The organism is Streptomyces sp. NPDC050433 (assembly GCF_044458565.1).
Taxonomy (GTDB): Bacteria; Actinomycetota; Actinomycetes; order Streptomycetales; family Streptomycetaceae; genus Streptomyces.
The window spans coordinates 1-25,763 of the sequence record NZ_JBITIB010000007.1; the positions used below are offsets into that span (position 1 = coordinate 1).

Annotated in this window: 26 protein-coding genes and 1 pseudogene; 11 read left to right on the plus strand and 16 right to left on the minus strand. The window is 69.7% G+C overall.

Annotation, left to right across the window (positions count from 1 at the left end):
• Positions 1–418: 418 nt before the first annotated feature.
• Positions 419–1,060: a DNA-3-methyladenine glycosylase gene (locus tag ACIBLA_RS10475; protein ID WP_399198371.1), complete on the minus strand. Its 642-nt coding sequence runs from the start codon at positions 1,058–1,060 to the stop codon at positions 419–421.
• A gap of 75 nt (positions 1,061–1,135) precedes the next feature.
• Here ACIBLA_RS10475 and ACIBLA_RS10480 point away from each other — a divergent pair, with 75 nt between their 5' ends.
• From ACIBLA_RS10480 to ACIBLA_RS10490, 3 genes are all read left to right on the plus strand, one after another.
• Positions 1,136–1,918: a sporulation protein gene (locus tag ACIBLA_RS10480; RefSeq protein WP_363245855.1), complete on the plus strand. Its 783-nt coding sequence runs from the start codon at positions 1,136–1,138 to the stop codon at positions 1,916–1,918.
• Positions 1,919–2,004: 86 nt separating this feature from the next.
• Positions 2,005–2,544: a YbhB/YbcL family Raf kinase inhibitor-like protein gene (locus tag ACIBLA_RS10485; protein WP_399198372.1), complete on the plus strand. Its 540-nt coding sequence runs from the start codon at positions 2,005–2,007 to the stop codon at positions 2,542–2,544.
• A 189-nt stretch (positions 2,545–2,733) separates the two neighbouring features.
• Entirely contained in the window at positions 2,734–3,249 is a 516-nt protein-coding gene (locus ACIBLA_RS10490) for an HNH endonuclease (protein ID WP_363245853.1), read from the plus strand.
• Positions 3,250–3,332: 83 nt separating this feature from the next.
• Here ACIBLA_RS10490 and ACIBLA_RS10495 read toward each other — a convergent pair whose 3' ends face one another.
• From ACIBLA_RS10495 to ACIBLA_RS10510, 4 genes are all read right to left on the minus strand, one after another.
• Positions 3,333–4,100 carry a sulfite exporter TauE/SafE family protein gene (locus ACIBLA_RS10495; RefSeq protein WP_363245852.1) on the minus strand — a complete coding sequence of 256 codons (768 nt, stop codon included), beginning with the start codon at positions 4,098–4,100 and terminating at the stop codon, positions 3,333–3,335.
• Positions 4,101–4,205: 105 nt separating this feature from the next.
• Positions 4,206–5,135: an SPFH domain-containing protein gene (locus ACIBLA_RS10500; RefSeq protein WP_078078021.1), complete on the minus strand. Its 930-nt coding sequence runs from the start codon at positions 5,133–5,135 to the stop codon at positions 4,206–4,208.
• Positions 5,136–5,284: 149 nt separating this feature from the next.
• The gene (locus tag ACIBLA_RS10505; RefSeq protein ID WP_363245851.1) at positions 5,285–5,713 is read right to left on the minus strand and encodes an NfeD family protein; all 429 of its coding nucleotides are present in this window, start codon (positions 5,711–5,713) and stop codon (positions 5,285–5,287) included.
• Positions 5,714–5,774: 61 nt separating this feature from the next.
• Positions 5,775–6,566: an ABC transporter ATP-binding protein gene (locus ACIBLA_RS10510; protein ID WP_363245850.1), complete on the minus strand. Its 792-nt coding sequence runs from the start codon at positions 6,564–6,566 to the stop codon at positions 5,775–5,777.
• A gap of 124 nt (positions 6,567–6,690) precedes the next feature.
• Here ACIBLA_RS10510 and ACIBLA_RS10515 point away from each other — a divergent pair, with 124 nt between their 5' ends.
• Complete coding sequence (locus tag ACIBLA_RS10515) at positions 6,691–7,479, plus strand: hypothetical protein (protein ID WP_363245849.1); 789 nt, start codon at positions 6,691–6,693, stop codon at positions 7,477–7,479.
• A 104-nt stretch (positions 7,480–7,583) separates the two neighbouring features.
• Here ACIBLA_RS10515 and ACIBLA_RS10520 read toward each other — a convergent pair whose 3' ends face one another.
• The 3 genes from ACIBLA_RS10520 to ACIBLA_RS10530 all read right to left on the minus strand — a co-directional run bounded on the left by ACIBLA_RS10520 (position 7,584) and on the right by ACIBLA_RS10530 (position 9,781).
• Positions 7,584–7,835 carry a chaplin gene (locus tag ACIBLA_RS10520; RefSeq protein WP_363245848.1) on the minus strand — a complete coding sequence of 84 codons (252 nt, stop codon included), beginning with the start codon at positions 7,833–7,835 and terminating at the stop codon, positions 7,584–7,586.
• A 160-nt stretch (positions 7,836–7,995) separates the two neighbouring features.
• Positions 7,996–8,643, minus strand: a complete 648-nt coding sequence (locus ACIBLA_RS10525) for a response regulator transcription factor (RefSeq protein WP_363245847.1) — start codon at positions 8,641–8,643, stop codon at positions 7,996–7,998.
• Positions 8,636–9,781, minus strand: coding sequence for a GAF domain-containing sensor histidine kinase (locus tag ACIBLA_RS10530; protein WP_363245846.1), 1,146 nt, complete (start codon positions 9,779–9,781; stop codon positions 8,636–8,638). Before ACIBLA_RS10530 ends, ACIBLA_RS10525 begins: the two co-directional genes overlap by 8 nt.
• Positions 9,782–10,001: 220 nt before the next feature.
• Between ACIBLA_RS10530 and ACIBLA_RS10535 the strand changes: the two genes are divergently transcribed.
• From ACIBLA_RS10535 to ACIBLA_RS10545, 3 genes are all read left to right on the plus strand, one after another.
• Positions 10,002–10,700, plus strand: a complete 699-nt coding sequence (locus tag ACIBLA_RS10535; RefSeq protein ID WP_363245845.1) for an SDR family NAD(P)-dependent oxidoreductase — start codon at positions 10,002–10,004, stop codon at positions 10,698–10,700.
• Between the two features lie 47 nt (positions 10,701–10,747).
• Complete coding sequence (locus ACIBLA_RS10540; RefSeq protein WP_399198373.1) at positions 10,748–11,845, plus strand: S-adenosylmethionine:tRNA ribosyltransferase-isomerase; 1,098 nt, start codon at positions 10,748–10,750, stop codon at positions 11,843–11,845.
• A 259-nt stretch (positions 11,846–12,104) separates the two neighbouring features.
• Positions 12,105–12,875, plus strand: coding sequence for a transglycosylase SLT domain-containing protein (locus ACIBLA_RS10545; RefSeq protein ID WP_399198374.1), 771 nt, complete (start codon positions 12,105–12,107; stop codon positions 12,873–12,875).
• Positions 12,876–12,981: 106 nt separating this feature from the next.
• Here ACIBLA_RS10545 and ACIBLA_RS10550 read toward each other — a convergent pair whose 3' ends face one another.
• Positions 12,982–15,555: an FHA domain-containing protein gene (locus ACIBLA_RS10550; RefSeq protein WP_363245842.1), complete on the minus strand. Its 2,574-nt coding sequence runs from the start codon at positions 15,553–15,555 to the stop codon at positions 12,982–12,984.
• Between the two features lie 269 nt (positions 15,556–15,824).
• Between ACIBLA_RS10550 and serB the strand changes: the two genes are divergently transcribed.
• The gene (gene serB, locus ACIBLA_RS10555) at positions 15,825–17,108 is read left to right on the plus strand and encodes a phosphoserine phosphatase SerB (RefSeq protein ID WP_363245841.1); all 1,284 of its coding nucleotides are present in this window, start codon (positions 15,825–15,827) and stop codon (positions 17,106–17,108) included.
• A gap of 99 nt (positions 17,109–17,207) precedes the next feature.
• On the opposite strand, the gene ACIBLA_RS10560 is transcribed toward serB, so the two are convergent.
• From ACIBLA_RS10560 to ACIBLA_RS10575, 4 genes are all read right to left on the minus strand, one after another.
• Positions 17,208–17,726, minus strand: coding sequence for a histidine phosphatase family protein (locus ACIBLA_RS10560; protein WP_363245840.1), 519 nt, complete (start codon positions 17,724–17,726; stop codon positions 17,208–17,210).
• A gap of 85 nt (positions 17,727–17,811) precedes the next feature.
• Complete coding sequence (locus tag ACIBLA_RS10565; protein ID WP_363245839.1) at positions 17,812–18,018, minus strand: hypothetical protein; 207 nt, start codon at positions 18,016–18,018, stop codon at positions 17,812–17,814.
• A gap of 306 nt (positions 18,019–18,324) precedes the next feature.
• Complete coding sequence (locus ACIBLA_RS10570) at positions 18,325–18,441, minus strand: SGM_5486 family transporter-associated protein (RefSeq protein ID WP_023542633.1); 117 nt, start codon at positions 18,439–18,441, stop codon at positions 18,325–18,327.
• 17 nt (positions 18,442–18,458) lie between these two features.
• Entirely contained in the window at positions 18,459–19,751 is a 1,293-nt protein-coding gene (locus ACIBLA_RS10575; protein WP_399198375.1) for a CynX/NimT family MFS transporter, read from the minus strand.
• A 64-nt stretch (positions 19,752–19,815) separates the two neighbouring features.
• Here ACIBLA_RS10575 and ACIBLA_RS10580 point away from each other — a divergent pair, with 64 nt between their 5' ends.
• Positions 19,816–20,490 (plus strand): FadR/GntR family transcriptional regulator, encoded by a 675-nt coding sequence (locus ACIBLA_RS10580; protein WP_399198376.1) that lies wholly within the window; start codon positions 19,816–19,818, stop codon positions 20,488–20,490.
• Between the two features lie 20 nt (positions 20,491–20,510).
• Here the strand turns inward: ACIBLA_RS10580 and ACIBLA_RS10585 are convergent.
• From ACIBLA_RS10585 to fabG, 3 genes and pseudogenes are all read right to left on the minus strand, one after another.
• Positions 20,511–20,747, minus strand: a pseudogene (locus tag ACIBLA_RS10585) (hypothetical protein); the annotation flags it as partial.
• A 352-nt stretch (positions 20,748–21,099) separates the two neighbouring features.
• Positions 21,100–21,870, minus strand: a complete 771-nt coding sequence (gene fabI / locus ACIBLA_RS10590; RefSeq protein ID WP_399198377.1) for an enoyl-ACP reductase FabI — start codon at positions 21,868–21,870, stop codon at positions 21,100–21,102.
• Between the two features lie 4 nt (positions 21,871–21,874).
• On the minus strand, positions 21,875–22,594 hold the full coding sequence (gene fabG / locus ACIBLA_RS10595; RefSeq protein ID WP_363245834.1) for a 3-oxoacyl-[acyl-carrier-protein] reductase: 720 nt from the start codon (positions 22,592–22,594) through the stop codon (positions 21,875–21,877).
• A 191-nt stretch (positions 22,595–22,785) separates the two neighbouring features.
• Here fabG and ACIBLA_RS10600 point away from each other — a divergent pair, with 191 nt between their 5' ends.
• Together ACIBLA_RS10600 and ACIBLA_RS10605 are read left to right on the plus strand one after the other, a co-directional pair.
• Positions 22,786–24,309: a TldD/PmbA family protein gene (locus ACIBLA_RS10600; protein WP_363245833.1), complete on the plus strand. Its 1,524-nt coding sequence runs from the start codon at positions 22,786–22,788 to the stop codon at positions 24,307–24,309.
• On the plus strand, positions 24,306–25,697 hold the full coding sequence (locus tag ACIBLA_RS10605; RefSeq protein ID WP_363245832.1) for a metallopeptidase TldD-related protein: 1,392 nt from the start codon (positions 24,306–24,308) through the stop codon (positions 25,695–25,697). The genes ACIBLA_RS10600 and ACIBLA_RS10605 overlap by 4 nt, the downstream gene beginning before the upstream one ends.
• Positions 25,698–25,763 lie beyond the last annotated feature (66 nt).

The window sequence follows — 25,763 nt, forward strand, 5'->3', positions numbered from 1 at the left end:
CCCAATCCACAGAATGTGGACGAGGTCGGGGTATCAACATATCTGGCGTTGACTTTTGGCACGCTGTTGAGTTCTCAAGGAACGGACGCTTCCTTCGGTCCCGTCTCCGGGCCCTCCGGGCTTTTCCCTTCGGTCTTGCTGTCTTGCGTTTCCGACTCTATCAGAACCTTTCGGTCCTGATTCCCAGTCGCCGGGACCGCTGAAAGGTATCCGCTTTCGCGTTTCCCTTTCGGCGTGTCCACTACGTTAACCGATTCCCTAAGCAACTCATAATCGAGCCGAGAAGTTCGAATTTCGGCATGCCGAAATAGAACCCGTCAGGGGCAAATCGTAGGTAGTGGGTGGCCACTTCGGGCTGCTGATGAGCAAGACCCGTGTAAAGCGGCTCGGACTACATTAGGCGTCCCGACCCGGCGCGTCAAGTTGCCCTGCGGCGGGGAGTGTGGGCGCGGTACGGGCTCACCGTGGGGTCGCCGTCGATCCAGTATCGCCAGGGGTGCGGGGCGCCGTCGCCTCCCACGCCCGTGCGTGGGCCGTTGCGTACCAGGTCACTTGGGGGTGGTGTGCCCGTGAGGATCGACAGGGGCGCGTCGCCGCCGGTGCAGACGTCCGTGCCGTTCAGGGCGCGGTCGATGGCCAGGCCGGTGGCCAACCGGGCCGGGCCTTTGGCCAGTTCCTTGTCGTTACGGGCCGAGACACGTCGTTTCCGTACCTGCTCCGCTCCCTCCCGGACCTCGCCGGCGCGCAGCAGCACTCCGCTTGCCCGGCCCTCCGGGCCGCAGACCAGGTTGAGGCAGTGCCACATGCCGTACGTGAAGTAGACGTACGCGTGGCCGGGCGGGCCGAACATCACGTCGTTGCGGGCCGTACGGCCACGGAAGGCGTGCGAGCCCGGGTCGATGTCGCCCGCGTATGCCTCCACCTCCGTGAGGCGAAGCTCTATCGTTCCTTCCGCCGTGCGGCGTAGGAGAGTTCGGCCCAGGAGGTCCGGGGCGACTTCCAGCACGGGCCGGTTGAAGAAGTCGCGGTGCAGCGGCGTACGGTCGGGGCGCTCGATCATGTCGTCCGAGCGTAGCGGGGGAACCGCCCGCGGTCGTGACGCGTATGTAGAGGTCAGGATCTAGGAGGAGTGACTATGGGCTTCAAGAGGCTGCTCGCGAGCATGGGCGCCGGCGGTGCGTCGGTCGAGACCGAGCTGACCGAGCAGAACGTCGTGCCGGGCGGAGTCGTCCAGGGCGAGGTGCGTATTCAGGGAGGGTCGGTCGACCAGCAGATCGAGGGGCTCTCCGTCGGTCTCCAGGCGCGCGTCGAGGTCGAGGGCGGTGACCAGGAGGTCAAGCAGGACCTGGAGTTCGTCAAGCAGCGTCTCGGTGGCGCCTTCGAGGTGCAGGCCGGCGCGGTGCACGTGGTGCCGTTCGGGCTTGAGATCCCGTGGGAGACCCCGGTGACGAGCATCGCCGGGCAGCAGCTGCACGGCATGAACATCGGTGTGACGACAGAGCTGGAGATCGCCCGCGCGCTGGACTCCGGCGACCTGGACCCGATCAACGTGCACCCGCTCCCGGCGCAACAGGCCATCCTGGACGCCTTCATCAGTCTGGACTTCCGCTTCAAGAGCGCGGACATGGAGCGTGGGCACATCCGCGGGACGCGTCAGCGGCTGCCGTTCTACCAGGAGATCGAGTTCGTTCCGCCGCAGCGCTACCGCGGGCTGAACCAGGTGGAGCTGACGTTCGTCGCGGACGACCGTGAGATGGACGTCATCCTGGAGATGGACAAGAAGCCGGGTCTGTTCAGCGAGGGCAGCGACTCGTTCCGCGCGTTCAAGGTGGGTCTGCACGACTTCCAGGGCACCGACTGGGCTGCCTATCTCAACCAGTGGATCGCTGACGTCGGCGGACGTCGTAACTGGGCCTGAGGGCCCACCGGCCATAGTCTCGGCTTCGGAAGGCCGCCGGGGCCCACGAGGCCCGGCGGCGCGAAGCCGAATCCGGAGGTTCTGTAGTGACCGAGGCGACGAGGGCTCCACTCCCTCATGACTTCCACCCGCCGGTGCCGTCCTTCACCGTGGTGAGCGACGACATCGCGCCCGGTGCGGTCCTGAAGGACGCCCAGGTCTTCGCGGCCGGGAACACGTCGCCGCACCTGCGGTGGGAGGGATTCCCCGCGGAGACCAAGAGCTTTGCCGTGACGTGCTTCGACCCCGACGCGCCGACCGGCAGCGGTTTCTGGCACTGGGTGCTGTTCGACATCCCCGCGTCGGTCACCGAGCTTCCGGCGGGCGCTGGTTCCGGTTCGTTCGTGGGGCTGCCCGCGGGCGCGGTGCACGCCCGTAGCGACTACGGGTCCAAGGAGTTCGGGGGCGCCGCTCCCCCGGCGGGTGATCCCGCGCACCGTTATGTGTTCACGGTGTACGCGGTGGACAGTGACGCGCTGGGCCCGGATTCGGACGCCTCGCCCGCCGTGGTCGGCTTCAATCTGCGCTTCCACACGCTCGCGCGTGCGCGGCTGATCGGTGAGTACGCCGCTCCGGCGGCCGACTGACCGTTCAGCTGTTGTTTGCCCTGCCCTGGTCTTGGAGAGATCAGGGCAGGGCATTTTTTCGTTGCGGGGGCTATTGGGGTCGTCTCCGGAACCCGGATCGGCGGATATTGCGTTGTCCATCTTGGCGCGCCCGGCCAGAGTTGATCCCAGCCCGCCTTCCGGCGGGGCGGCAGACGGGAGGTGGGCGGGATGCGGGACACGCTGGTACTGAATGCGAGCTTCGAGCCGCTGTCGACGGTGACACTCAACCGTGCGGTGGTGCTGGTCCTCCAGGACAAGGCCGTCGTCGAGCAGTCTCACCCGGCTCTGCGGGTGCGTGCCGCCGCGGTGGATCTGCCGGTGCCTCGGGTGATCAGACTCTGCAGGTATGTACGGGTGCCCTTTCGAAGACAGGCGCCGTGGTCGAGACGTGGAGTGCTGGTCCGTGACCAGCACCGGTGCGCGTACTGCGGTCGGCGGGCGACGACCGTGGACCACGTGGTGCCGCGGTCGCGCGGTGGTGCGGACAGCTGGCTCAACACGGTCGCCTCGTGTGCCGAGGACAATCACCGCAAGGCCGACCGGACGCCGGAGCAGGCGGGGATGCCGCTGCTGTACGAGCCGTTCGTGCCGTCTCCGGCCGACGCGATGCTGTTGGCGCTGCGGGCCGGTGAGCGGTCGGCGCTGCCGCAGTGGCTGGCGGGGGTCGGTGCCGCCGCCGCGTAGCCGCGCCGGTGAAGCTCTGTCGCTCTGTCGGGAAGCCCGTCTCCGTGTTACTGCCGGAGGCGGGCTTTCGCGTGTGCGGTCCGTCAGCGCGTGACCAGTTGGACGATGGCCGCCGTGCCGACGACCACGATCGTCGCACGCATGACCGTGGGCGACAGGCGTCGGCCGACCTTCGCGCCCAACTGGCCGCCGATCGCCGAGCCCACGGCGATGAGTACGACCGCCGTCCAGTCGAACTCCGCCACGAAGAGGAAGAAGATCGCGGCGATGGTGTTCACGATGGCGGCGAGTACGTTTTTCACGGCGTTGAGGCGCTGCATCTCGTCGTCGATCAGCATGCCCATGAGGGACATGTAGATGATCCCCTGGGCGGCCGTGAAGTAGCCGCCGTAGACGCTGGCGGCCAGTACGCCGCCGACGAGCAGCGGTCCGCCGTCGGTCTTGGTGGCGACGTTCTTGCGTTCGCGGTGGCGCCGGACGGTCTTGGCGAGCCGGGGCTGGAGGATCACCAGGACGAGGGCGAGGCTGACCAGGATCGGCACGATCGTCTCGAACGCCGTCGAGGGCAGTGAGACGAGCAGGATCGCTCCGCCGAGCCCGCCGCAGACGGAGGCGGTGCCCAGTCGGATGATGCGGCGGCGCTGGCCGGCGAGTTCCGCGCGGTAGCCGATGGCTCCGCTGACGGCGCCGGGTATCAGGCCGAGCGCGTTGGAGACGGTCGCGGTGACGGGTGGCAGGCCGGTCGCGAGCAGCACCGGGAAGGTGATCAACGTCCCTGATCCGACGATCGCGTTGATGGTGCCGGCGCAGGTGCCCGCGACGAACACGGCGAGCATCTCCCAGATGGTCACGCAGCACGTCCCTCGGTGATCGGTGGTGGTAGCACCGATCATGCCCGACGGCGGGGCCGGTCCCGTACGACGGGTGGTGCGTCGTACGGGACCGTGACCTGCGGATCAGTCGAGCGGCGGCTGCTGGCGCCGCTCCTTGCCGGTGTTGAAGCCCGGCACACCTGCGCCGAGGTTGTCGAACGCGCCGCTGAGTCCCTTGAGCGCGTCGCCGATCTCGCTGGGCACGATCCAGAGCTTGTTGGCGTCGCCCTCGGCGATCTTGGGGAGCATCTGGAGGTACTGGTAGGCGAGGAGCTTCTGGTCGGGGTCTCCGGCGTGGATGGACTCGAAGACCGTACGGATCGCCTGGGCCTCGCCCTCGGCGCGCAGGGCGGCTGCCTTGGCCTCACCTTCGGCGCGCAGGATCGCGGACTGCTTCTCACCCTCGGCGGTCAGGATCGCCGATTGCCGAATACCCTCGGCTGTGAGGATCGCGGCGCGCTTGTCGCGGTCCGCGCGCATCTGCTTCTCCATCGAGTCCTGGATGGACGTCGGCGGTTCGATGGCCTTCAGCTCGACGCGGTTGACGCGGATGCCCCACTTGCCGGTCGCTTCGTCGAGGACGCCGCGCAGGGCCGCGTTGATCTCCTCGCGCGAGGTGAGGGTCCGTTCCAGGTCCATGCCGCCGATAATGTTGCGCAGCGTGGTGACGGTGAGCTGTTCGATCGCCTGGATGTAGCTGGCGACTTCGTACGTCGCGGCGCGGGCGTCGGTGACCTGGTAATAGATGACCGTGTCGATGTTGACGACCAGGTTGTCCTGGGTGATCACCGGCTGCGGCGGGAAGGGGACGACCTGTTCGCGGAGGTCGATGCGGTTGCGGATCGAGTCGATGAACGGGACCACGATGTTCAGGCCCGCGTTGAGCGTGCGGGTGTAGCGCCCGAAGCGCTCCACGATGGCGGCGCTCGCCTGCGGGATGACCTGGATCGTCTTGATCAGGGCGATGAATACAAGCACCACCAGAATGACCAGGACGATGATGATTGATGGCATCGTGTTCCTACTGCCCTTCGCTGCGGACTGCCGGATGGCCGGTCTGCCGGACTGTCAGATGATCGAGTTTCGCAGAACACGCGTGTGTCTGCGGGGCGTTCGGCCTGGTTGGCTCAGTTCGCACGGCGTGCGCGGGTGCCGGGGAGCGTTCACATCACCACCGCGGTCGCGCCGTCGATGTCGGCGACGTCGACCTTCTCCCCCGGTTCAAAGCTCTGTTCGGCGTCGAGGGTGCGTGCGGACCAGATCTCTCCGGCGAGTTTGATCCGGCCACCGCTGCCGTCGACCCGTTCGACGACCACGGCCTGACGTCCTTTCAGGGCGTCGATTCCCGTGGCCGTACGGGGAGTTCGGGCGCCTTGTCTGGCTGCCAGGGGCCGTACGACGGCGATGAGGGCGACCGAGACCCCCACGAAGACGAGGACCTGCGCCACGATTCCGCCGCCGAGCGCCGCGACGACGGCACCGGCCACCGCGCCCACGGAGAACATGCCGAACTCGGGCATCGCCGTCAGGACGAGCGGAATTCCCAGTCCTACGGCCGCGATCAGCCACCATACCCACGCGTCGATTTCCACATCATCATGGTAAGGCGGCGGGTCCGGTCCGGACAGGGGGTGTGTGCGGGTCGTCCCTGGCTCAGCGCAGCGGCAAACCGCGTGCCGACCAGCGGTCGTTGGCCTGCTCGACGACGAGCGGGAGGCCGAAGCAGAGGGAGAGGTTACGGGACGTCAGCTCGGTCTCCATGGGGCCGGCGGCGAGGACCTTGCCCTGGCGGATCATGAGGACGTGGGTGAAGCCGGGGGCGATCTCCTCGACATGGTGGGTGACCATGATCATGGAGGGGGCGTACGGGTCCCTGGCGAGCCGGCCGAGGCGGCGTACGAGATCCTCCCGGCCACCGAGGTCGAGACCGGCGGCCGGCTCGTCGAGCAGCAGCAGTTCGGGGTCGGTCATCATCGCGCGGGCGATCAGGGTGCGCTTGCGCTCGCCCTCGGAGAGGGTGCCGAACTTGCGGTCCAGGTATTCGGTCATGCCGAGCCGGTCGAGGAAGGCGCGGGCGCGCTGCTCGTCGACCTCGTCGTAGTTCTCGTGCCAGGTGGCGGTCATGCCGTACGCGGCGGTGAGGACCGTCTGGAGCACGGTCTGGCGCTTGGGCAGCTTCTCGGCCATGGCGACGCCCGCCACGCCGATGCGGGGGCGGAGTTCGAAGACGTCGACCTTGCCGAGCTTGTCGCCGAGGATCTTCACCTTGCCGGTGGAGGGGAAGAGATAGCTGGACGCGAGGTTGAGGAGGGTCGTCTTGCCGGCGCCGTTGGGGCCGAGGATCACCCAGCGCTCGCCTTCCTTGACGGACCAGGAGACGTCGTCCACCAGAGCGCGTCCGTCGCGGACCACGGATACGTCCACCAGCTCCAGTACATCGCTCATGAGCGCGTTGTCTCCCCATGCAGTCTTGAGATCTGGCATGCGCCTGTGGGCGCAGCTCCACAGGGAAAACCTACGCCACCGGTCCGGCGGTCAACTCCTTAGGTCCGTTCCCTAGGCTGGGGCCATGCTTTCCGAACCACGCTCAGGACTGTTGGCGGCCTGGGGAAATGCCCTCCTTGCCGGTTTCGTATCGCCGGACGACGCGGCTGCCGCGATCGTCGGGCCGGACGCCGTGCACCGGGTCGAGGGGCTGCCGGGCGAGGCGGGGCCGGTCGGGCTGACGCTGGCGCTCGGCCGGCTGCGCGCGCTGGGGGTGACCGGGTACCGGGTGGCGCTTCCGGCGCCGGGCCATCCGCTGGGGCTCAGCGGGCCACCGGACTTCAACGCCCGTGCGCTGGACGCCGAGGAGGCGGTGGTCGCCTCGGGGGCGCCGTACGGGCTGGTGCCCGAGGTGTCCGCGGTGGGGCCCGACGGCGACCGTCATGTCGAGGTGGTCTGGCACTGTCTGCCGGTGCGGGTGGCGCCGCCGGCGGATGTGCCGTCGCTCGGTGAGGCGGAGCGGGAGCTGGCCGAGGCGCTGCGGGACGCGACGGAGGTGCTGTCGCGGCTGGATGTCGCGGGGTCGGGTCCGGTGGCCGAGGCGGCGCTGGACGCTTACCGGGCACGGGCGGAGCGGGGCCGGGAGGTGCTGGCTCCGGGCTATCCGCCGCGCGCGGTACGGGTGCTGGAGCTGGCGCAGCGGGTGGCGCTGCTGGTCGCGCTGGCGCGGGAGCACGGGCACGGCGGGGCGGTGAGCGCGTCGGAGATGGCGGCGCGGGGCGAGGCGCTGCGGCCGGTGGAGCGGGTGTCGCGGCGGGCGCAGGTTGCCGCGTACAACGCGTATGTGGAGGAGCTGGAGCGCGGGGCGCGCTGAGTGCGGTGCCGGGGGCAGCGTGACCGGGGGTGTGGCCGACGGAACGGCCCCGGCGCCCGTCACCGAGGACGGGCACCGGGGCCGCGGGCCTTGAGGGCCGTGGATCAGGCGTTGAGGCCGTGGTTGGCGAACGCCGGGTTGAGGACGCCGATCACGTTGACCGTGTTGCCGACCGCGTTGACGGGGATCTGCACCGGCACCTGCACGAGGTTGCCGGAGCCGACGCCCGGCGAGTGCACCGCCTTGCCGTCGGCGTCGGCGTGCGGGCCGCCGGTGGCGAAGGCGGCGCCGGAGCCCGCGGCGACGAGGCCACCGGCGATCATGGTGAGGGCAGCGGCCTTCTTAAGGTTGTTCATTTTCAGGATCCTCCATCGCAAGGGCCGCGGCGGTAATCCGCGGCACGCCATGGAGAACGCCCGGACACCGCCGGGGATACGCCGTGTGGGGTACATCCACCCGACGGTATGAATCTCAGATCGGAACACGACGTTCCGGATCGTGCCGGATCATCGGTGCTCAGCCGGTGATCCCGTGCCGTACGGCCCACAGCGCAGCCTGCGTGCGGTCCGCGAGGTCCAGCTTCATCAGGATGTTCGAGACATGCGTCTTGACGGTCTTCTCCGAGAGGACGAGCGCGCGGGCGATCTCCCGGTTGGAGCGGCCGTCCGCGATCAGGGTGAGCACCTCGCGCTCCCGGTCGGTGAGCGAGGACCCCCTGCCGTGTCCGGCGCCGGGGTCGTCCTGGGCCAGCAGCGCGCCCGCCACCTCCGGCTGGAGCAGGACATGACCGGCGTGCACGGAGCGGATGGCGCCGGCCAGCGCCTCCGGGTCGACGTCCTTGTATACGTAACCCGCGGCCCCGGCACGCAGCGCGGGCACCACCGTGCGCTGCTCGGTGAAGCTCGTCACGATCAGCACCTTGGCCGGGTTGGCGAGTTCGCGGAGCTTGCGCAGCGCCTCGATGCCGTCGGTGCCCGGCATCTTGATGTCCATCAGGACGACGTCCGGGCGCAGCTCCTCCGCGCCGGCCACGCCCTCGGCGCCGTCGGACGCCTCGCCCACGACCTCTATGTCGTCCTGTATCTCCAGGAAGGTGCGCAGACCTCGGCGGACCACCTGGTGGTCGTCCACCAGCAGCACACGGATTCTCTTGTCGTCAGCCACCGGGCACTTCCATCTCGATCGTGGTGCCCTGTCCGGGCGCCGATTGCACGGTCAGCCGGCCGCCCACACCGCTCGACCTGTCCCGCATCGAGACGAGCCCGAGATGGCGGCCGGCCCTGCGGACCGTTCGCGGTTCGAAGCCCTTGCCGTTGTCGGTGACGCTGAGGACGGCGCCCTGGCCCCGCGGGGCGACGGTCACGTCGACGCGGTTCGCGCCGGAGTGACGCAGCGCGTTGTGGAGCGCTTCCTGGGCCACCCGCAGCATCGCCTCCTCCTGGGAGGCGGGCAGGGCCCGTACCCCGCAGCTGTCGAAGGTGACCTGTGCCGAGTGCGCGCGGTCCAGGACCTGGATATGGGTGCGCAGGGTGTGGACGAGACCGTCCTCCTCCAGGGCCGCGGGGCGCAGCTCGACGACGGCGGCGCGCAGTTCGTCGGCGGCCTCGGCGGCGAGGTCGGCGACCTGCTGGAGCTCGCCCCTGGCGCGTGCCGGGTCGCGGTCGATGAGGCTGGAGACGGCCTGGGCGGTCAGCCGCAGCGAGAAGAGTTTCTGGCTGACGGCGTCGTGCAGTTCGTGGGCGAGCCGTGAGCGTTCCTCGGCGATGGTCAGCTCGCGGCTGCGCTCGTACAGCCTGGCGTTGGTGAGGGCGATCGCCGCGTGCTGGGCGAGGATGCCGAGAAGTTCCTCGTCCTCCTCGGTGAATCCGCAGCCGCCGGCCGGCTTGGGGCAGCGTTTGTTGGCGAGGAAGAGTGTGCCGATCGTCTCGTCACCGTCGCGGATGGGCGTGCCGAGGAAGTCGGACATGTCGGGGTGGGCGGCGGGCCAGCCGCCGAAGCGGGGGTCCTTCTTCACGTCGGCCAGCCGCTCGGGCTTCGCGTCGTGCAGCATCGCCGCGAGGATGCCGTGCTGGCGCGGGAGCGGGCCGATGGCCTTCCACTGGGCGTCGCTGACTCCGTCGACGACGAACTGGGCGAAGCCGCCGTGGTCGTCGGGCACACCGAGCGCCGCGTACTCGGCGTCGAGCAGTTCGCGGGCGGAGGCGACGATCGTCTTCAGGACGTCCCGTACTTCCAGATGTCTGCTCATCGCGAGGAGTGCGGTGCTCACGGCGGCGAGCCCGGAGCTCGGTCGATGGCTCATGACTTCACGGTACCGGCGGGTGCCGCGGGGCGGATCGGACCTGGGACGCACCCGACGGAGGGCGGACGGCCTAGGCCTATGTGCCTTGGGGGCGCGGGACCCGCGGCCGATTCGGCGGGCCGCTTGTCCTTTTTATGTTGGGGACAACGGGCCTCGGCGCCGAGGCCAACGGCCCTCGGCGACGCCCGCGGCCCACGCGAGGCGAGAAGGAGCGGACGCCATGTCGGTAGCGATCATCACGGGGGCTTCCAAAGGACTGGGGCGCGCACTGGGCGGGGCGCTCGCGCGGGAGGGGTGGGACCTGGTGCTCGACGCCAGGACGCCCGGCGCGCTGGCGGACGCCGCGCGGGAGATCGGGGCGCACGGGACGCGGGTGACGGCGATCCCCGGGGATGTGACCGATCCCGCGCACCGCGCGGAGCTGGTCGCGGCGGCGGCCGGTCTCGGCGGGCTCGATCTGCTGGTGAGCAACGCGAGCGCGCTGGGCGCCGAGCCGCTTGTACGGCTGGACGCGCTGGCGCTCGACGGGCTGCGCGCCGCGCTGGAGACGAATGTGGTGGCGGCGCTCGGGCTCGTGCAGGAGGCACTGCCGCTGCTGCGGGCCGCCGGCGCGGGCACGGTGATCGCCGTCAGCTCGGACGCGGCGGCGGAGGCGTACGAGACCTGGGGCGGGTACGGGGCGTCCAAGGCCGCGCTCGACCACCTGGCCGCCGTGCTCGGGGTCGAGGAGCCGGAGCTGCGGGTGTGGACCGTCGATCCGGGCGACATGCAGACGGATCTGTACGCGGCGGCCGTACCGGACGACGGCGATGCCCGGCCGGATCCCCGGTCCGTGGTGCCGGGCTTCCTGCGGCTGCTGCGGCAGCGGCCGACGAGCGGCCGTTACTCGGCCACCTCGTTGCTGGATGTGGCCTCGTGACCAGGGCTGCCGGGCTCCGGGCGGGTCCGGAGGGGCTGGGAGGTGCCATGAGCCTGGAGGGACTCCGGGTGCCCGATTCGCTCTCCGCGCGGGTGCCGGCCGAGCAGCGTGGCACGGGGCGGGACGACGTACGGCTGCTGGTGTCGCGCGGCACGCGGGTGTCGCACCACGTCTTCGGGGAGCTGGCGGGGCAGCTGAGGGCCGGGGACGTGCTCGTGGTGAACACCTCGCGGACGCTGCCGGCGGCCGTCGACGGGCGGCTGCGCGGTGAGCGGCTGGTCGTCCACTTCTCCACGCGCGGGGACGACGGCCGGTGGGCGGTGGAGCTGCGGACTCCGGGAGCGGCCGGGGGGCGGAGAAGGGGGGCGACCGTGGCGCGTGCCGGGGGGCCGGCCGGTGCGGTCGTACGGCTGCCGGGCGGCGGGCACCTCGTGCTGGAGGAGCCGCTGGACCCGGCGGGCACGCGGCTGTGGTGGGCGCGGGTGGCCGGCGGGGACGTGGCGGCGCTGCTGGGCCGCCACGGCCGGCCCATCCGGTATGGGTACACGGAGCGGGACCAGCCGCTCTCGGCGTACCAGACGGTCTTCGCGCTGCCCTCCCCCGACGGGTCGGGCTCGGCGGAGATGCCGAGCGCGGGGCGGCCGTTCACCGCGCGGCTGGTGGCGGAGCTGGTGAGCCGGGGTGTGCAGTTCGCGCCGATCAGGCTGGACACGGGGGTGGCGTCGGCGGAGGCGCACGAGCCGCCGTACCCGGAGCGCTTCGAGGTGTCGGCGACGACGGCCCGGCTGGTGAACGCCGCCGCCGCGGGCGGCGGGCGGATCGTCGCGGTCGGGACGACGGCCGTGCGGGCGCTGGAGTCGGCGGCCGGTCCGGGCGGGGTCGTGCGGGCGGCGTCGGGCTGGACGGATCTGGTGATCACGCCGAGGCGCGGGGTGCGCGTCGTCGACGGGCTGCTGACCGGGCTGCACGAGCCCGAGGCCTCGCATCTGCTGATGCTGGAGGCGATCGCCGGGCGCGAGGCGCTGGAGCGCGGTTATACCGAGGCCGTACGGCATCTCTACCTCTGGCACGAGTTCGGCGACGTCCACCTCGTTCTACCGGCTGAGAACGCTCACTCTCCGAATTGCTTCAGCAACCTCCGGTGAGTTGGGCACCTGCCCCATGTGACGCCGCACATAGGACCCAGATCACTTACGAAGGGACGTAGTGGACATAAAGACGGACATAAGCACGGCATGAGCCGGTAGCGAGGTGTCCCTTTTGCACCTCTTTCAACTATCACGGGTCGTACGTCACACCTTTGCCACATGGTTTTGCTGCCGCTAAGAATTGCAGCCGTCGCCGCCGAGAAGGCACTGCCCGACCGGGCCTCCGCGACTCCCGCTATTCGAAGAGGTATGTCGTATGACCGCGTCCAGCACCACTGGCAACCGTCTGAAGAAGAGCCACAAGCTCTCGATCGCCGGCGTGACAGCAGTCGCCGCCGCGGCCGTCACCTTCTCCTTGATCCCGGGCAACGCATCCGCCGAGTCCCAGGGCAAGGATGTGGCCGCCTCCGTGTCCACCACCCCGGTGGCCTGGAACATCGCGAACGGCAGCGGCCAGGCCGCAGCCGTCACGGAGAGCCTGACCAAGCAGAGCAACCTCGCCGACCGCGTCGCGGAGATTCACGCGAAGCAGGAATCGGCGGCGAAGGCAACGTCCAAGGCCGACGTCAAGGCCAGCTCCAAGGCCGGTTCCAAGACCGACGCCAAGACCGATGCCAAGGACAAGGCCGAGGCGAAGGCCAAGGCGAAGAAGCGCGCCGCCGAGAAGGCCAAGGCGAACCGCTCCGCCGACCGCAAGCCCGCCTACGCCAACAACCTGAACGGATGGATCAAGGAAGCCCTGTCCATCATGAAGAAGGAGAAGATCCCCGGCACGTACGAGGGTCTGCACCGCAACATCATGCGCGAGTCCAGTGGTAACCCGCGTGCGATAAACAACTGGGACATCAACGCCAAGAACGGCGTCCCGTCGATCGGCCTGCTCCAGGTCATCAAGCCGACCTTCGACGCCTACCACGTCAAGGGCACGCCCAACAGCCAGTACCACCCGGTCGCCAACCTCGTGGCCGCGGCCAACTACGCCGCCGACCGTTACGGCTCGATCGACAACGTCGACAGCGCCTACTGAGCCGCTGCCCGACCCCGTGGTCCCGCACGACCACGCACAGACGCCGGTGGGCGGCACCCCGCGAAGGGGTGCCGCCCACCGGCGGTTCGCCTGTCAGTACTCCGCGTTACTTGCGCATGACCTCCGGTTCGTGGCGGCGCAGCAACCGCGCCACCGCGACCCCGCACACGGCTCCGATGAACAGCAGGACCGTGAGGTTGAGCCCCCACTGTCCGATCGAGTGTTCCCAGAGCGGGTCCAGGTCGTTCGGGCTCTTGGGATCCCACGGCGGCATCAGATGCGCCAGGTCGAGGGTCGAGCCGGTGCCCGCGATCGCCCAGCGTGAGGGCATCAGCCAGGCGAACTGCTCCAGGCCGGGCGAACCGTGGATCTGGAAGAGCGTGCCGGTGAAGACGACCTGGACGATCGCGAACATGACCAGCAGCGGCATGGTCTTCTCGGCGGTCTTCACCAGCGAGGAGATCACCAGACCGAACATCATCGACGTGAAGCCCAGCGCGATGATCACGAGGCACATCTCGACGGCCGGCGGCATGATCAGGCCCTCGTCCGGCAGCGCGCGCGGCGCGAAGCCGATGCCGCAGATGATGACGCCCTGGAAGGCCGTGATCATGCCGAGCACGATGACCTTGGACATCAGATAGGCGGAGCGGGAGAGGCCGGTGGCCCGTTCCCGTTCGTAGATCACCCGTTCCTTGATCAGTTCTCGTACGGAGTTGGCCGCACCCGAGAAGCACATGCCGACCGCGAGGATCAGCAGGATCGTCCCGGCCTTGCCGTTGAACCTGGCCGGGGCCTCCGGCGGGCCCAGTCCGTACTCCGCCGGGATCACGACGCTCACCACGCCGAGTACGGCGGGCAATATCACCATCAGGCCGAGGAAGCCCCGGTCGGAGGCGATCACCGAGGAGTAGCGGCGGATCAGCGTCCAGAGCTGGGAGCCCCAGCTCTGCGGCTTCGGCGGGCGCATCTGCTGCGGCGTCGGCATGTGCACGGACTGAGCGGCGACGGCGTCGATGTCGGCGGCGTACATCTGGTAGTGCTGCGAGCCGCGCCAGCGGCCCGCCCAGTCGTAGTCGCGGTAGTTCTCGAACGCCGAGAAGACATCGGCCCAGGTCGTGTAGCCGAAGAAGTTGAGCGCTTCCTCCGGCGGTCCGAAGTACGCGACCGAGCCGCCGGGCGCCATGACGAGCAGCTTGTCGCAGATCGCCAGCTCGGCCACCGAGTGCGTGACGACCAGGACCGTACGGCCGTCGTCGGCGAGGCCGCGCAGGAGCTGCATGACGTCGCGGTCCATGCCCGGGTCGAGACCCGAGGTCGGCTCGTCCAGGAAGATCAGCGACGGCTTGGTCAGCAGTTCGAGGGCGACGGAGACACGCTTGCGCTGGCCGCCGGAGAGCGAGGTGACCCGCTTGTCCTTGTGGATGTCGAGCTTCAGCTCGCGCAGCACCTCGTCGATACGGGCCTCGCGCTCGGACTCGGCGGTGTCACCGGGGAACCGGAGCTTGGCGGCGTACTTGAGCGCCTTCCGTACGGTCAGCTCCTTGTGCAGGATGTCGTCCTGCGGGACCAGACCGATGCGCTGGCGCAGCTCGGCGAACTGCTTGTACAGATTCCTGTTGTCGTACAGGACGTCGCCCTGGTTGGCGGGCCGGTAGCCGGTGAGCGCCTTGAGGAGCGTGGACTTGCCGGAGCCCGAGGGGCCGATGACCGCGATCAGCGACTTCTCGGGGACACCGAAGGAGACGTCCTTGAGGATCTGCTTGCCGCCGTCGACCGTCACCGTGAGGTGGCGGGCGGAGAAGGAGACCTCGCCGGTGTCGACGAACTCCTCAAGCCGGTCGCCCACGAGGCGGAAGGTCGAGTGACCGACGCCGACGATGTCGTTCGGGCCGATGAGGGCCGTCCCGGACTTGTGCATCGGCTGGCCGTTGACGTATGTGCCGTTGTGGGATCCGAGGTCACGGATCTGGAAGCGGCCGTCGGGCGTCGAGGTGAACTCGGCGTGCAGACGCGAGACCTGGAGGTCGGAGACGACCAGTTCGTTCTCCAGCGCACGGCCGATGCGCATCACCCGGCCGAGAGCCACCTGGTGGAAGGTGGTCGGGCTCCGGTCCCCGTACACCGGCGAGGCCCCCGCCGCGCCACCCGTGCCGGGACCGCCTTGACCACCGGGACCGCCGTGCTGCTGCGGTACGTAGCCGTGCTGGGGCTGCTGCTGGTGCTGTTGGTGCTGGGGCTGCTGCTGTTGGTGGTGCTGAGGCTGAGGCTGCTGCCAGCCCTGTTGCTGGGGCGGCTGCTGCTGAGGGGCCCAACCGGGGGCTCCCTGCTGCTGCGGCTGCGCGGGCGCGTGCTGTGGCGCCTGGGCCTGCTGGGGCGGCGCGGCCTGGGCCTGGTAGGCACCGGCTGCCGCACCGTTGAGATTCAGCCGAGGTCCGTCGGTCCCATTGCCGAGACGTACGGCGCTACCGGCACCGATTTCCATCTGGTGGATCCGCTGGCCCTGTACATAAGTGCCATTTGTGCTGCCGTGGTCCTCAATTACCCAACTACGGCCCCCCCAGCTGATGGTGGCATGACGCCACGAGACCCGGGCGTCATCGATCACCAGGTCGCCCTGCGGATCACGTCCCAGGGTGTACGACCTGGACTGATCAAGCGTCCAGGTCCTTCCGTTCATTTCAAGTACGAGTTCCGGCACTCCATGCCCCACTGGTTGTCCCCCGAGTTACTCCCACGACAGGGAGTCTAGGGATGGCGAACATCGGGGGGAACTATTTCAGGCCCGCCCCCTTATACGAAAGTCGGGCCTCGGAGAAGACCGCGAAAACATCTTCGGGGCGCGGCGAAACGTAAGTGAACAGGATCAAATCCCACATGAAGGACGTGTGTCCGCTACGCGGGACGCCGCGTCGCCCCACCCGCCCCGCCCGCTACGGTGGAATCACCATGAGCGCATCGCAGCAGCCCCGTCAGACCACCGACGCCGCCCCCACGCTTCTTGTCAAGATCTTCGGGAAGGACCGCCCGGGGATCACCGCAGGCCTCTTCGACACCCTCGCCGCCTACTCCCTCGACGTCATAGACATCGAGCAGGTCGTCACCCGTGGCCGTATCGTCCTGTGCGTGCTCGTCACCGCGCCGGAGGCCGGCGGCAGCACCGAGGGTGCGCTGCGGGCGACCGTCCACAGCTGGGCCGAGTCCGTGAAGCTCCAGGCCGAGATCATCTCCGGGACCGGCGACAACAGGCCGCGCGGCAGCGGCCGTTCCCATGTCACCGTGCTCGGACATCCGCTGTCCGCCGAGTCGACGGCGGCGATCGCCGCCCGGATCACCTCGACGGGCGGGAACATCGACCGTATCTTCCGGCTCGCGAAGTACCCGGTCACGGCGGTGGAGTTCGCCGTGTCGGGCACAGAGACCGCACCGCTGCGCACCGCTCTGGCGACCGAGGCCGCCGAGGTCGGGGTGGACGTGGCCGTCGTGTCGGCCGGGCTGCACCGCCGCGCGCAGCGGCTGGTCGTCATGGACGTCGACTCGACCCTCATCCAGGACGAGGTCATCGAGCTGTTCGCCGCGCACGCGGGCTGCGAGGAGCAGGTCGCCGAGGTGACGGCCAGGGCCATGGCCGGCGAACTGGACTTCGAGCAGTCGCTGCACGCGCGCGTGGCGCTGCTGGCGGGACTCGACGCGTCGGTGGTGGAGAAGGTACGCACGGAGGTACGGCTCACGCCCGGCGCCCGCACCCTGATCCGTACGCTCAAGCGGCTCGGCTACCAAGTGGGCGTCGTGTCCGGCGGGTTCACCCAGGTGACCGACGCGCTGAAGGACCAGCTCGGGCTGGACTTCGCCTCGGCGAACACGCTGGAGATAGTGGACGGGAAGCTCACCGGGCGCGTGGTGGGCGAGATCGTCGACCGGGCGGGCAAGGCCCGGCTGCTGCGGCGGTTCGCCGAAGAGGCCGGGGTGCCGCTGTCCCAGACGGTGGCGATCGGCGACGGGGCGAACGATCTCGACATGCTGAACGCGGCGGGGCTCGGGGTGGCGTTCAACGCCAAGCCGGTGGTCCGCAAGGCCGCGCACACGGCGGTCAACGTGCCGTTCCTGGACACGGTGCTGTATCTGCTGGGGATCACGCGCGAAGAGGTGGAAGAGGTGGAGGCCGCGGAGGCCGCCAGGGAGTCGGCCACGGAGCCCGATACGGAGCCGGTCGAGGGTTCGTCGTCCGGCTGAGCCGCCTACGGCACAGGACAGGAAGCCCCGGCACACACACCGTGCCGGGGCTTCATCCGTTTCGTACGCAAGGGAGTTGGGGCGGTCGGAGGGCCGCCGTCAGTCGTGCGGGGCCCAGTATTCGAGCAGCGTCCCCACGTCGGGCTCCACGGTCTTCCATGTGCCGGTGAAACCGATGACCGCGAAGGCAGAGGTCGGGTACCCGCTCGCGGTCATCCGCCCCAGGGCGCCCCCCTCGGCGCGGGCCGAAAGCGCGTCTGCGAGGGCGTGCATACCGGGGTTGTGGCCGATCAGCAGGAGGTCGGCGACCTCGTCCGGTGTCTCGGTCAGCAGCGCCAGGAGGTCGCCGAGCGTGGCGTCGTACAACCGGTCCTCGTAGACGGTCCTGGGCCGCTGCGGCAGCTCCTGCACCGCCAGCTTCCAGGTCTCGCGCGTGCGGACCGCCGACGAGCAGAGGGCCAGATCAAAGGCGATACCGGTCTCCGCGAGCCGCCCACCGGCCACCGGGGCGTCCGCGCGGCCTCGCTCGGCGAGCGGCCTCTCGTGGTCGGCCACGTCGGGCCAGTCGGCCTTCGCGTGCCGGAGTAGGACAATCCTGCGGGGTGTTTCGACGCTCATGCATCCCAGCTTCGCACGAAATGCGCCGTCAGGCGCGGGGTGTTGGAGGGGGCACCCGCCCAAGGTGGCCCTACCGGCGGGGGCACTACCGGGCGAGGGTCTGCTGAATCTGGATCACCACACGGCCGACGCCGGGGTCACTCGCGGCGGCGCTGGCCTCGCCGGGACCGGCCATCAGCAGCAGAAGCGCGGCGAACGCGATGGCCGGGAGCACGACGGCCCACCACGGGAGACGGATGTCGACGGTGTCGGGGGACGGGCGGTGGGACCGGGTGTGCGTAGGGGCCGCCATGGCCGCCTCCGTAGGTCAGCGGTTGAAGTACCTCAAAGCTACGGACGACCGGGGCCGGCCCCCATCCGGAGACCCACCCACTTGACCCTGACCCTGACCCCCTAAGGGACGGTGGTGCCAGCACCACCATCCCTCCCCTTTTTTTTGGGGGGCTCGGTTCGCCTCCGGGGCGCTATAAGTCGGTGTCGACGGTCGACCGTGCTCAGCCCCTCGTTCCTCGGGGCCTCTGCGCGCTCTCCCTTTCGACACCGACGCGCCCCTTCGGCTCACTCGCCGACGACTCTCGTGCCGGATCGTGGTCGGGACTCAGGGGGAGGCGATCGAGGCGATGACGGCGATCACGACCATGATGCCGATGATCGTGCCGAACATCAGCAGCAGTTTCTTCTGGCCGTTCTGGGGATTCGGATCAAGGACTGGCATGCCGCCAGTTTCTCATCTCAGCACTCGTCCTCGATCGTCCGGTCCCGGCCGGCCACCACGCCCAGGATGATCTGCGGCACCATCAGCCCGCCCATCAGCGTGATCGGCAGTTCCCAGCCGCCGCTGTGCTGGTAGAGCACCCCCACCAGCAGCGGCCCCGGAATGGAGATCAGATAGCCGGTGCTCTGTGCGAAGGCCGACAGCCGTACGATCCCGGCACCGGTCCTCGCGCGCATGCCGATCATCGTGAGCGCCAGCGGGAAGGCGCAGTTGGAGACCCCCAGCAGCAGCGCCCACACCCAGGCCCCGGCGGCGGGCGCGAGGAAGAGTCCCGCGTAACCGGTCAGCCCGCAGGCGCCCAGGGCGATGACGATCGGGCCCTGGTTCTTCATCCGGGTGGCCAGTCGCGGGATCACGAAGGCCAGCGGGACGCCCATCACCATGGTGACGGCCAGCAGCAGCCCCGCCGTACCGGCGGGGACGCCCGCGTCGCGGAAGATCTGCGGCATCCAGCCCATGGTGATGTACGCGCCCGTGGCCTGGAGGCCGAAGAAGCAGCCGAGCGCCCAGGCGGTACGGCTCCGGGCGATCCTCGGTGCCGGTGCCGCCTCCGCGCCGGCCGGGGTCGCGACCGGGGCCGGGGTCGCTGCGTCCCTCCCGTCGCGTACGAGGAGCGCGGCCCACGGCAGTACGGCGACTGCCGCGACCACGGCCCACACACCGAGGCCCAGGCGCCAACTGCCGCCCAGCGCCGTGGTCATGGGGACGGTCGCGGCGGCTGCCACGGCCGTGCCGGCGGAGAGGGACATCGAGTAGAGGCCGGTCATGGTGCCGACCCGGTCGGGGAAGTACCGCTTCACGATCACCGGCATCAGCACGTTGCTGACGGCTATGCCCATCAGCGCGAGCGCACTCGCCGCGAGGAAGGCGGCTGTGCCGCTGGTGAGGGGGCGGAGCAGCAGACCCACCGTGACGGCCACCATGCCCGCGCAGACGACGGCGCCGGGGCCGAAGCGGCGGGCGAGGCGCGGGGCCATGACGCCGAAGACGGCGAAACAGAGCGGGGGTACGGAGGTGAGGACCCCGGCGACGCTGCCGCTCATATGGAGTCCGACGCGTACGTCTTCGAGCAGCGCGCCGAGGCTGGTGATGGCGGGGCGCAGATTGACCGCGGCGAGGACGAGTCCCACGACGAGGAGCCGGGTCAGCCAGACGGTCGTCCGGGGTGAGGGGGCCGGTGCGGGAGAATCGGCGGGCGCGGGTGCCACGGCCTCCCGGTGCGTGAGCGGGGTCGTGGTCTCGTCAAGCATGGAGCCATCATAGAATCATGGGATGATTGGTTGTCCAATCCCGGCACTGAGAACTTGGAGCACCATGGCCCTGACCTCTCCCCGGCGATCCGCGCTCTCCGATCAGGTGATCACCCAGCTGCGGAACCAGATCACGTCGGGCGAATGGCCGGTGGGTTCACGTATCCCCACCGAGCCCGAGCTGGTCGAGCAGCTGGGGGTGGCACGTAACACCGTCCGCGAGGCGGTCCGCGCGCTGGCGCACAACGGGCTCCTGGACATCCGGCAGGGCTCGGGCACCTATGTCGTCGCCACGAGCGAGCTGGCCGGTGTGATGCACCGCCGGTTCGCCGACGCCGACGCCCGGCACATCGCGGAGGTGCGATCCACCCTCGAAGCCTCGGCGGCGCGGCTGGCGGCCGAGCGGCGTACGGAGCGGGAGATGCGGCAGTTGGAGACCCTGCTGGCGCGCCGCGAGGAGGCGTGGGCGGGCGGGGACGCCGAGCTGTTCGTGGCCGCGGACGCGACCCTGCACCTCGCGGTGGTCGCGGCCTCGCACAACGAGGTGCTCACCGCGCTCTACGCGGACCTGAGCGAGCTGATGCGCGACGGGCTGCGCTCCGATGTGGGGCGCGAGCTGCGGCCGGCGTTCCATCTGGACCACGCGCGGCTGGTGGACGCGATCAGGGCCGGGGACCCGGAGACGGCGGGTACGGAGGCGGCGAGCCACGCGTTCACCTGCCTCCGCAGGACGGCCTGAGACGGGACAGGGGCGGCCGGTCAGGGCGTGACGCGCTCGTGGCTGACCCAGGCCGATGCGACTTCCTTCCAGCAGCGTCCGGTGAGCCGGGCGTAGCCGGCCGCGCCGGCCTCGACGGGGGCGCTGTCGGAGTCGACGTCCCACCAGCGGGCGCACTCCATGTGCAGCTGGAGGCGGTCGGGCTCGGGGTACGGGTTGTGGCAGACGGCGGTCACCAGGGAGCCCTCGGTCGTCGTACGGCAGGCGGCTCCGAACGGGGCGCGGTCACGGCGCTCGCGGTCGCCGCGGTCACCGTCACGGTCGTCGTCGCCACCGTCGTCGCCGCGTGCGCCGTCGCTCCCGGCGTCCGCCGCGAACCGGTCGGCGCCGGTCATGTCCGCCGTCGATGGCCTGGCCACCGGGGGCGGCGGCTCGTCCCGTACGACAGCGGTGACGGCGAGGCCCACGACGATCAGCACGGCCACCGTGAGTGAGGCGGCCACCTTGCATGCTCTCCGGTACACAGCGACACCTCCTCCCCGATCAGTGTGCGGGGAGGAGGTGCGCTTCTCGACTCGTACGACCACGGACAGTGACCTGCCACGGTCCGTGACGCGGGAATCCCTTCGGTCAGGCACCCATCATGTGGACGCCGCCGTCGACGTGCACGATCTCGCCCGTCGTCTTCGGGAAGAAGTCCGACAGCAGCCCGACGACGCCGCGCCCCGTCGGCTCCGGGTCGGCCAGGTCCCAGCCGATCGGCGCGCGGTGGTTCCACACGTCGGCCAGTTCCTCGAAGCCCGGAATGGACTTGGCCGCCATCGACTTGAGCGGCCCGGCCGAGACGAGGTTGCAGCGGACGTTCCGGGCGCCCAGGTCCCGCGCGAGATAGCGGTTGGTGGATTCGAGCGCCGCCTTGGCGATGCCCATCCAGTCGTACTTGGGCCAGGCGAACTGCGCGTCGAAGGTGAGCCCGACGACCGAGCCGCCGCGCTCCATCAGCGGCAGACAGGCCATGGTCAGCGACTTGAGCGAGTACGCCGAGACATGCACCGCCGTGCCGACGTCCTCCCACTCCGCCTCCAGGAAGTTGAAGACTCCCTGTGGGCCGAAGGCGATCGAGTGCACGACACCGTCGAGGCTCGCCCCCTCGCCCTGGTGCTCACGGATCCGGTCGGCGAGGGAGTCCAGGTGCTCCTGGTTGGTGACGTCCACCTCGATGACGGGGGCGGGCTTGGGCAGCCGCTTGGCGATGCGCTCCACGAGCGAGAGGCGCCCGTATCCGGTGAGGATGACGTCCGCGCCCTCTTCCTGCGCGATCTTGGCTGCGTGGAAGGCGATGGAGGAGTCGGTGAGGACCCCGGTGACGAGGATGCGCTTGCCGGCGAGGATTCCACTCATGTGATCAGTGACCCATGCCCAATCCGCCGTCAACGGGAATGACGGCTCCAGTGATGTACGCGGCGTCGTCCGAGGCGAGGAAGCGGACCGTGGCCGCGATCTCCTCGGGCTGCGCGTAGCGGCCGAGGGGGACATTGGCGACGATGTTCTTGCGCTGCTCGTCGGTGAGCACCTTGGTCATGTCGGTGTCGACGAAACCGGGCGCGACGACGTTGAACGTGATGTTGCGCGAGCCGAGTTCACGGGCGAGCGAGCGGGCGAAGCCGACGAGCCCGGCCTTGGAGGCCGCGTAGTTCGCCTGGCCCGGCGAGCCCATCAGCCCGACGACCGAGGAGATCAGCACGACGCGGCCCTTCTTGGCGCGCAGCATGCCGCGGTTGGCGCGCTTGACGACGCGGAAGGTGCCGGTGAGGTTGGTGTCGAGGACGGAGGTGAAGTCCTCCTCCGACATCCGCATCAGCAACTGGTCCTTGGTGACACCGGCGTTGGCGACCAGCACCTCCACGGGACCGTGCGCTTCCTCGATCTCCTTGTAGGCCTGCTCCACCTGCTCGGCGTCGGTGATGTCACACCGGACGGCCAGGCAGCCCGACTCCGTCAGGGCTTTGGGCGGTTCGCCCGTGCGGTAAGTGATGGCGACCTTGTCGCCGTTGCCGACGAATGCCAGGGCAATGGCAAGACCGATGCCCCGGTTTCCTCCGGTGACGAGAACCGAGCGGCTCAACGGAGCACCTTTCGTAGCTGTCTGGTACGTGGAGAACCTATCGGTCGGGCCGCCGGTCCGTGGACTCGGGCATGGACAGCGCCTCGGTACGGTCGCTGTGGGGTCCCTACATAAACGGGGGCGAAACTCCACCCCGTACCGCATGATTCACTGCGGACACCTTTACCGAGGCATGTGAAAGGGAGGCCGACGTGCCCCATGAGGTCGATCAGTCGTTTCTGGCGCTGCCGCTGCGGGCACTCGCCGACGCGGCGCTCGCCAGAGCGCGGGCGCTCGGCGCCGATCATGCCGATTTCCGGTTCGAGCGGGTGCGGAGCGCGGCCTGGCGGCTGCGGGACGCCAAGCCCGCCGGGTCGTCGGACTCCACCGACCTCGGGTACGCGGTCCGCGTCGTGCACGGCGGCGCGTGGGGGTTCGCGTCCGGGGTCGATCTGACGATGGACGCGGCGGCCAAGGTCGCCGGACAGGCCGTGGCGATGGCCAAGTTGTCGGCGAAGGTGATCGCGGCGGCGGGTTCGGACGAGCGTGTGGAGCTGGCCGACGAGCCGGTGCACGCGGAGAAGACCTGGGTGTCGGCGTACGACATCGACCCGTTCGAGGTACCCGACGAGGACAAGACCGGGCTGCTCGCGGAGTGGAGCGCGCGGCTGCTGCGCGGGGAGGGCGTGGCGCATGTGGACGCCTCGCTGCTGACCGTGCACGAGAACAAGTTCTACGCGGACACGGCCGGCACCGTCACCACGCAGCAGCGCGTCCGGCTGCACCCGCAGCTGTCGGCGGTCGCCGTGGACGGCGAGAGCGGCGAGTTCGACTCGATGCGCACCATCGCCCCGCCCGTCGGGCGGGGTTGGGAATATCTGACGGGCACCGGCTGGGACTGGGACTCCGAGCTGGAGCGGATTCCGGGGCTGCTCGCCGAGAAGATGCGCGCGCCGAGCGTCGAGGCGGGGACGTACGACCTGGTCGTCGACCCGTCGAACCTCTGGCTGACCATCCATGAGTCGATCGGCCACGCGACGGAGCTGGACCGGGCGCTCGGGTACGAGGCGGCCTACGCCGGGACGTCCTTCGCGACCTTCGACCAGCTGGGGAAGCTGGCCTACGGCTCGTCGATCATGAATGTGACGGGTGACCGCACGGCGGAGCACGGGCTGGCGACGATCGGGTACGACGACGAGGGTGTCGAGGCCCAGTCGTGGGACCTCGTCAAGGACGGCACGCTCGTCGGCTACCAGTTGGACCGGCGGATCGCGAAGCTCACGGGCTTCGACCGCTCCAACGGCTGCGCGTACGGCGATTCGCCGGGCCATGTGCCGGTGCAGCGCATGGCGAACGTGTCGCTGAAGCCGGATCCGGGCGGGCTCGGCACGGAGGATCTGATCGGCGGGGTGGAGCGCGGGATCTATGTGGTCGGCGACCGTTCGTGGTCGATCGACATGCAGCGGTACAACTTCCAGTTCACCGGGCAGCGGTTCTTCCGGATCGAGAACGGCAAGCTGGCGGGTCAGTTGCGCGATGTCGCCTACCAGGCGACGACGACGGACTTCTGGGGCTCCATGGAGGCGGTCGGCGGACCGCAGACGTATGTACTCGGCGGCGCCTTCAACTGCGGCAAGGCCCAGCCGGGCCAGGTGGCGGCGGTCTCGCACGGCTGCCCGTCGGCCCTGTTCCGAAGCGTGAACATCCTCAACACGACGCAGGAGGCCGGAAGTTGAGCACGAGCAGCAAGCCGCACGAGATCGTCGAGCGGGCACTCGAACTGTCCACCGCCGACGGCTGCGTGGTCATCGCCGACGAGCATTCGACCGCGAACCTCCGCTGGGCCGGCAACGCGCTGACGACGAACGGCCTCACCCGGAGCCGTACGCTCACCGTCATCGCGACCGTCGACGGCAAGGAGGGCACCGCCTCCGGTGTGGTGTCCCGATCCGCCGTCACCGCCCACGAGTTGGAGCCGCTGGTGCGGGCCGCCGAGGCAGCCGCCCGTGGTGCGGGTCCCGCCGAGGACGCCCGGCCGCTGGTCGAGGCCGGGCCGGTGTCGGAGGACTTCACCGACGAGCCCGCCGAGACGACATCCGCGGTCTTCGCCGACTTCGCGCCGGCGCTCGGTGAGTCCTTCGCGCACGCCAGGGCCGGCGGCCGTGAGCTGTACGGCTTCGCGAACCACGAGCTGACGTCGACGTATCTCGGTACGTCCACGGGTGTACGGCTCCGCCATGACCAGCCCAACGGCACGCTGGAGCTGAACGCCAAGTCCCCCGACCGGTCGCGGTCGGCCTGGGCGGGGCGGGCGACGCGGGACTTCAAGGATGTCGACCCGGCGGCGCTCGACGCGGAGCTGGCGCGGCGCCTGGCCTGGGCGGAGCGGCGGATCGAGCTGCCGGCCGGCCGGTACGAGACGCTGCTGCCGCCCACCGCGGTGGCAGATCTGCTGATCTACCAGCTGTGGTCGTCGTCCGCGCGGGACGCGGCCGAGGGCCGTACGGTCTTCTCCAAGCCCGGCGGCGGTACCCGCGTCGGCGACACCCTCGCCGAGCTGCCGCTGTCGCTGCGCAGCGATCCGAACGAACCGGGCCTGGAATCCGCTCCGTTCGTGATCGCGCACGCGTCGGGCGACGACGCGTCGGTGTTCGACAACGGGCTGCCGCTCCGCGCGACCGACTGGATCCGGGACGGGAAGCTGGACCGGTTGATCACCACGCGGCACAGCGCGGAGCTGACCGGGCTGCCGCTCGCGCCGCCGGTCGACAATCTGGTCCTGGACGGCGGCGGTGAGCGTTCGCTGGAGGAGATGGTCGCCGGCACCACGCGCGGGCTGCTGCTGACCTGCCTGTGGTACATCCGCGAGGTCGACCCGGCCACTCTGCTGCTGACGGGGCTGACCCGGGACGGTGTCTATCTCGTCGAGAACGGCGAGGTCGTCGGCGAGGTGAACAACTTCCGCTTCAACGAGTCGCCGGTCGGTCTGCTCCTGCGGGCGTCGGAGGCGGGACGGACGGAGAAGACGCTGCCGCGTGAGTGGGGCGACTACTTCACGCGGGCCGCGATGCCCGCGCTGCGGGTGCCCGATTTCAATATGAGTTCGGTCAGCCAGGGCGTATAACCTCGAAGGCGTTCCGTCGTCACGGACGCCGGACGGACCTGGACACATCGAAGGAGACGCGAGAAA

Coding starts and splice junctions, on each gene's coding strand:
- ACIBLA_RS10475 (WP_399198371.1), bottom strand. CDS start 1,060: ATGATCGAGCGCCCCGACCGTACGCCGCTGCACCGCGACTTCTTCAAC.
- ACIBLA_RS10480 (WP_363245855.1), top strand. CDS start 1,136: ATGGGCTTCAAGAGGCTGCTCGCGAGCATGGGCGCCGGCGGTGCGTCG.
- ACIBLA_RS10490 (WP_363245853.1), top strand. CDS start 2,734: ATGCGGGACACGCTGGTACTGAATGCGAGCTTCGAGCCGCTGTCGACG.
- ACIBLA_RS10500 (WP_078078021.1), bottom strand. CDS start 5,135: ATGCCATCAATCATCATCGTCCTGGTCATTCTGGTGGTGCTTGTATTC.
- ACIBLA_RS10510 (WP_363245850.1), bottom strand. CDS start 6,566: ATGAGCGATGTACTGGAGCTGGTGGACGTATCCGTGGTCCGCGACGGA.
- ACIBLA_RS10515 (WP_363245849.1), top strand. CDS start 6,691: ATGCTTTCCGAACCACGCTCAGGACTGTTGGCGGCCTGGGGAAATGCC.
- ACIBLA_RS10520 (WP_363245848.1), bottom strand. CDS start 7,835: ATGAACAACCTTAAGAAGGCCGCTGCCCTCACCATGATCGCCGGTGGC.
- ACIBLA_RS10530 (WP_363245846.1), bottom strand. CDS start 9,781: ATGAGCCATCGACCGAGCTCCGGGCTCGCCGCCGTGAGCACCGCACTC.
- ACIBLA_RS10535 (WP_363245845.1), top strand. CDS start 10,002: ATGTCGGTAGCGATCATCACGGGGGCTTCCAAAGGACTGGGGCGCGCA.
- ACIBLA_RS10540 (WP_399198373.1), top strand. CDS start 10,748: ATGAGCCTGGAGGGACTCCGGGTGCCCGATTCGCTCTCCGCGCGGGTG.
- ACIBLA_RS10545 (WP_399198374.1), top strand. CDS start 12,105: ATGACCGCGTCCAGCACCACTGGCAACCGTCTGAAGAAGAGCCACAAG.
- ACIBLA_RS10550 (WP_363245842.1), bottom strand. CDS start 15,555: ATGAACGGAAGGACCTGGACGCTTGATCAGTCCAGGTCGTACACCCTG.
- serB (WP_363245841.1), top strand. CDS start 15,825: ATGAGCGCATCGCAGCAGCCCCGTCAGACCACCGACGCCGCCCCCACG.
- ACIBLA_RS10560 (WP_363245840.1), bottom strand. CDS start 17,726: ATGAGCGTCGAAACACCCCGCAGGATTGTCCTACTCCGGCACGCGAAG.
- ACIBLA_RS10565 (WP_363245839.1), bottom strand. CDS start 18,018: ATGGCGGCCCCTACGCACACCCGGTCCCACCGCCCGTCCCCCGACACC.
- ACIBLA_RS10570 (WP_023542633.1), bottom strand. CDS start 18,441: ATGCCAGTCCTTGATCCGAATCCCCAGAACGGCCAGAAGAAACTGCTG.
- ACIBLA_RS10575 (WP_399198375.1), bottom strand. CDS start 19,751: ATGCTTGACGAGACCACGACCCCGCTCACGCACCGGGAGGCCGTGGCA.
- ACIBLA_RS10580 (WP_399198376.1), top strand. CDS start 19,816: ATGGCCCTGACCTCTCCCCGGCGATCCGCGCTCTCCGATCAGGTGATC.
- fabI (WP_399198377.1), bottom strand. CDS start 21,870: ATGAGTGGAATCCTCGCCGGCAAGCGCATCCTCGTCACCGGGGTCCTC.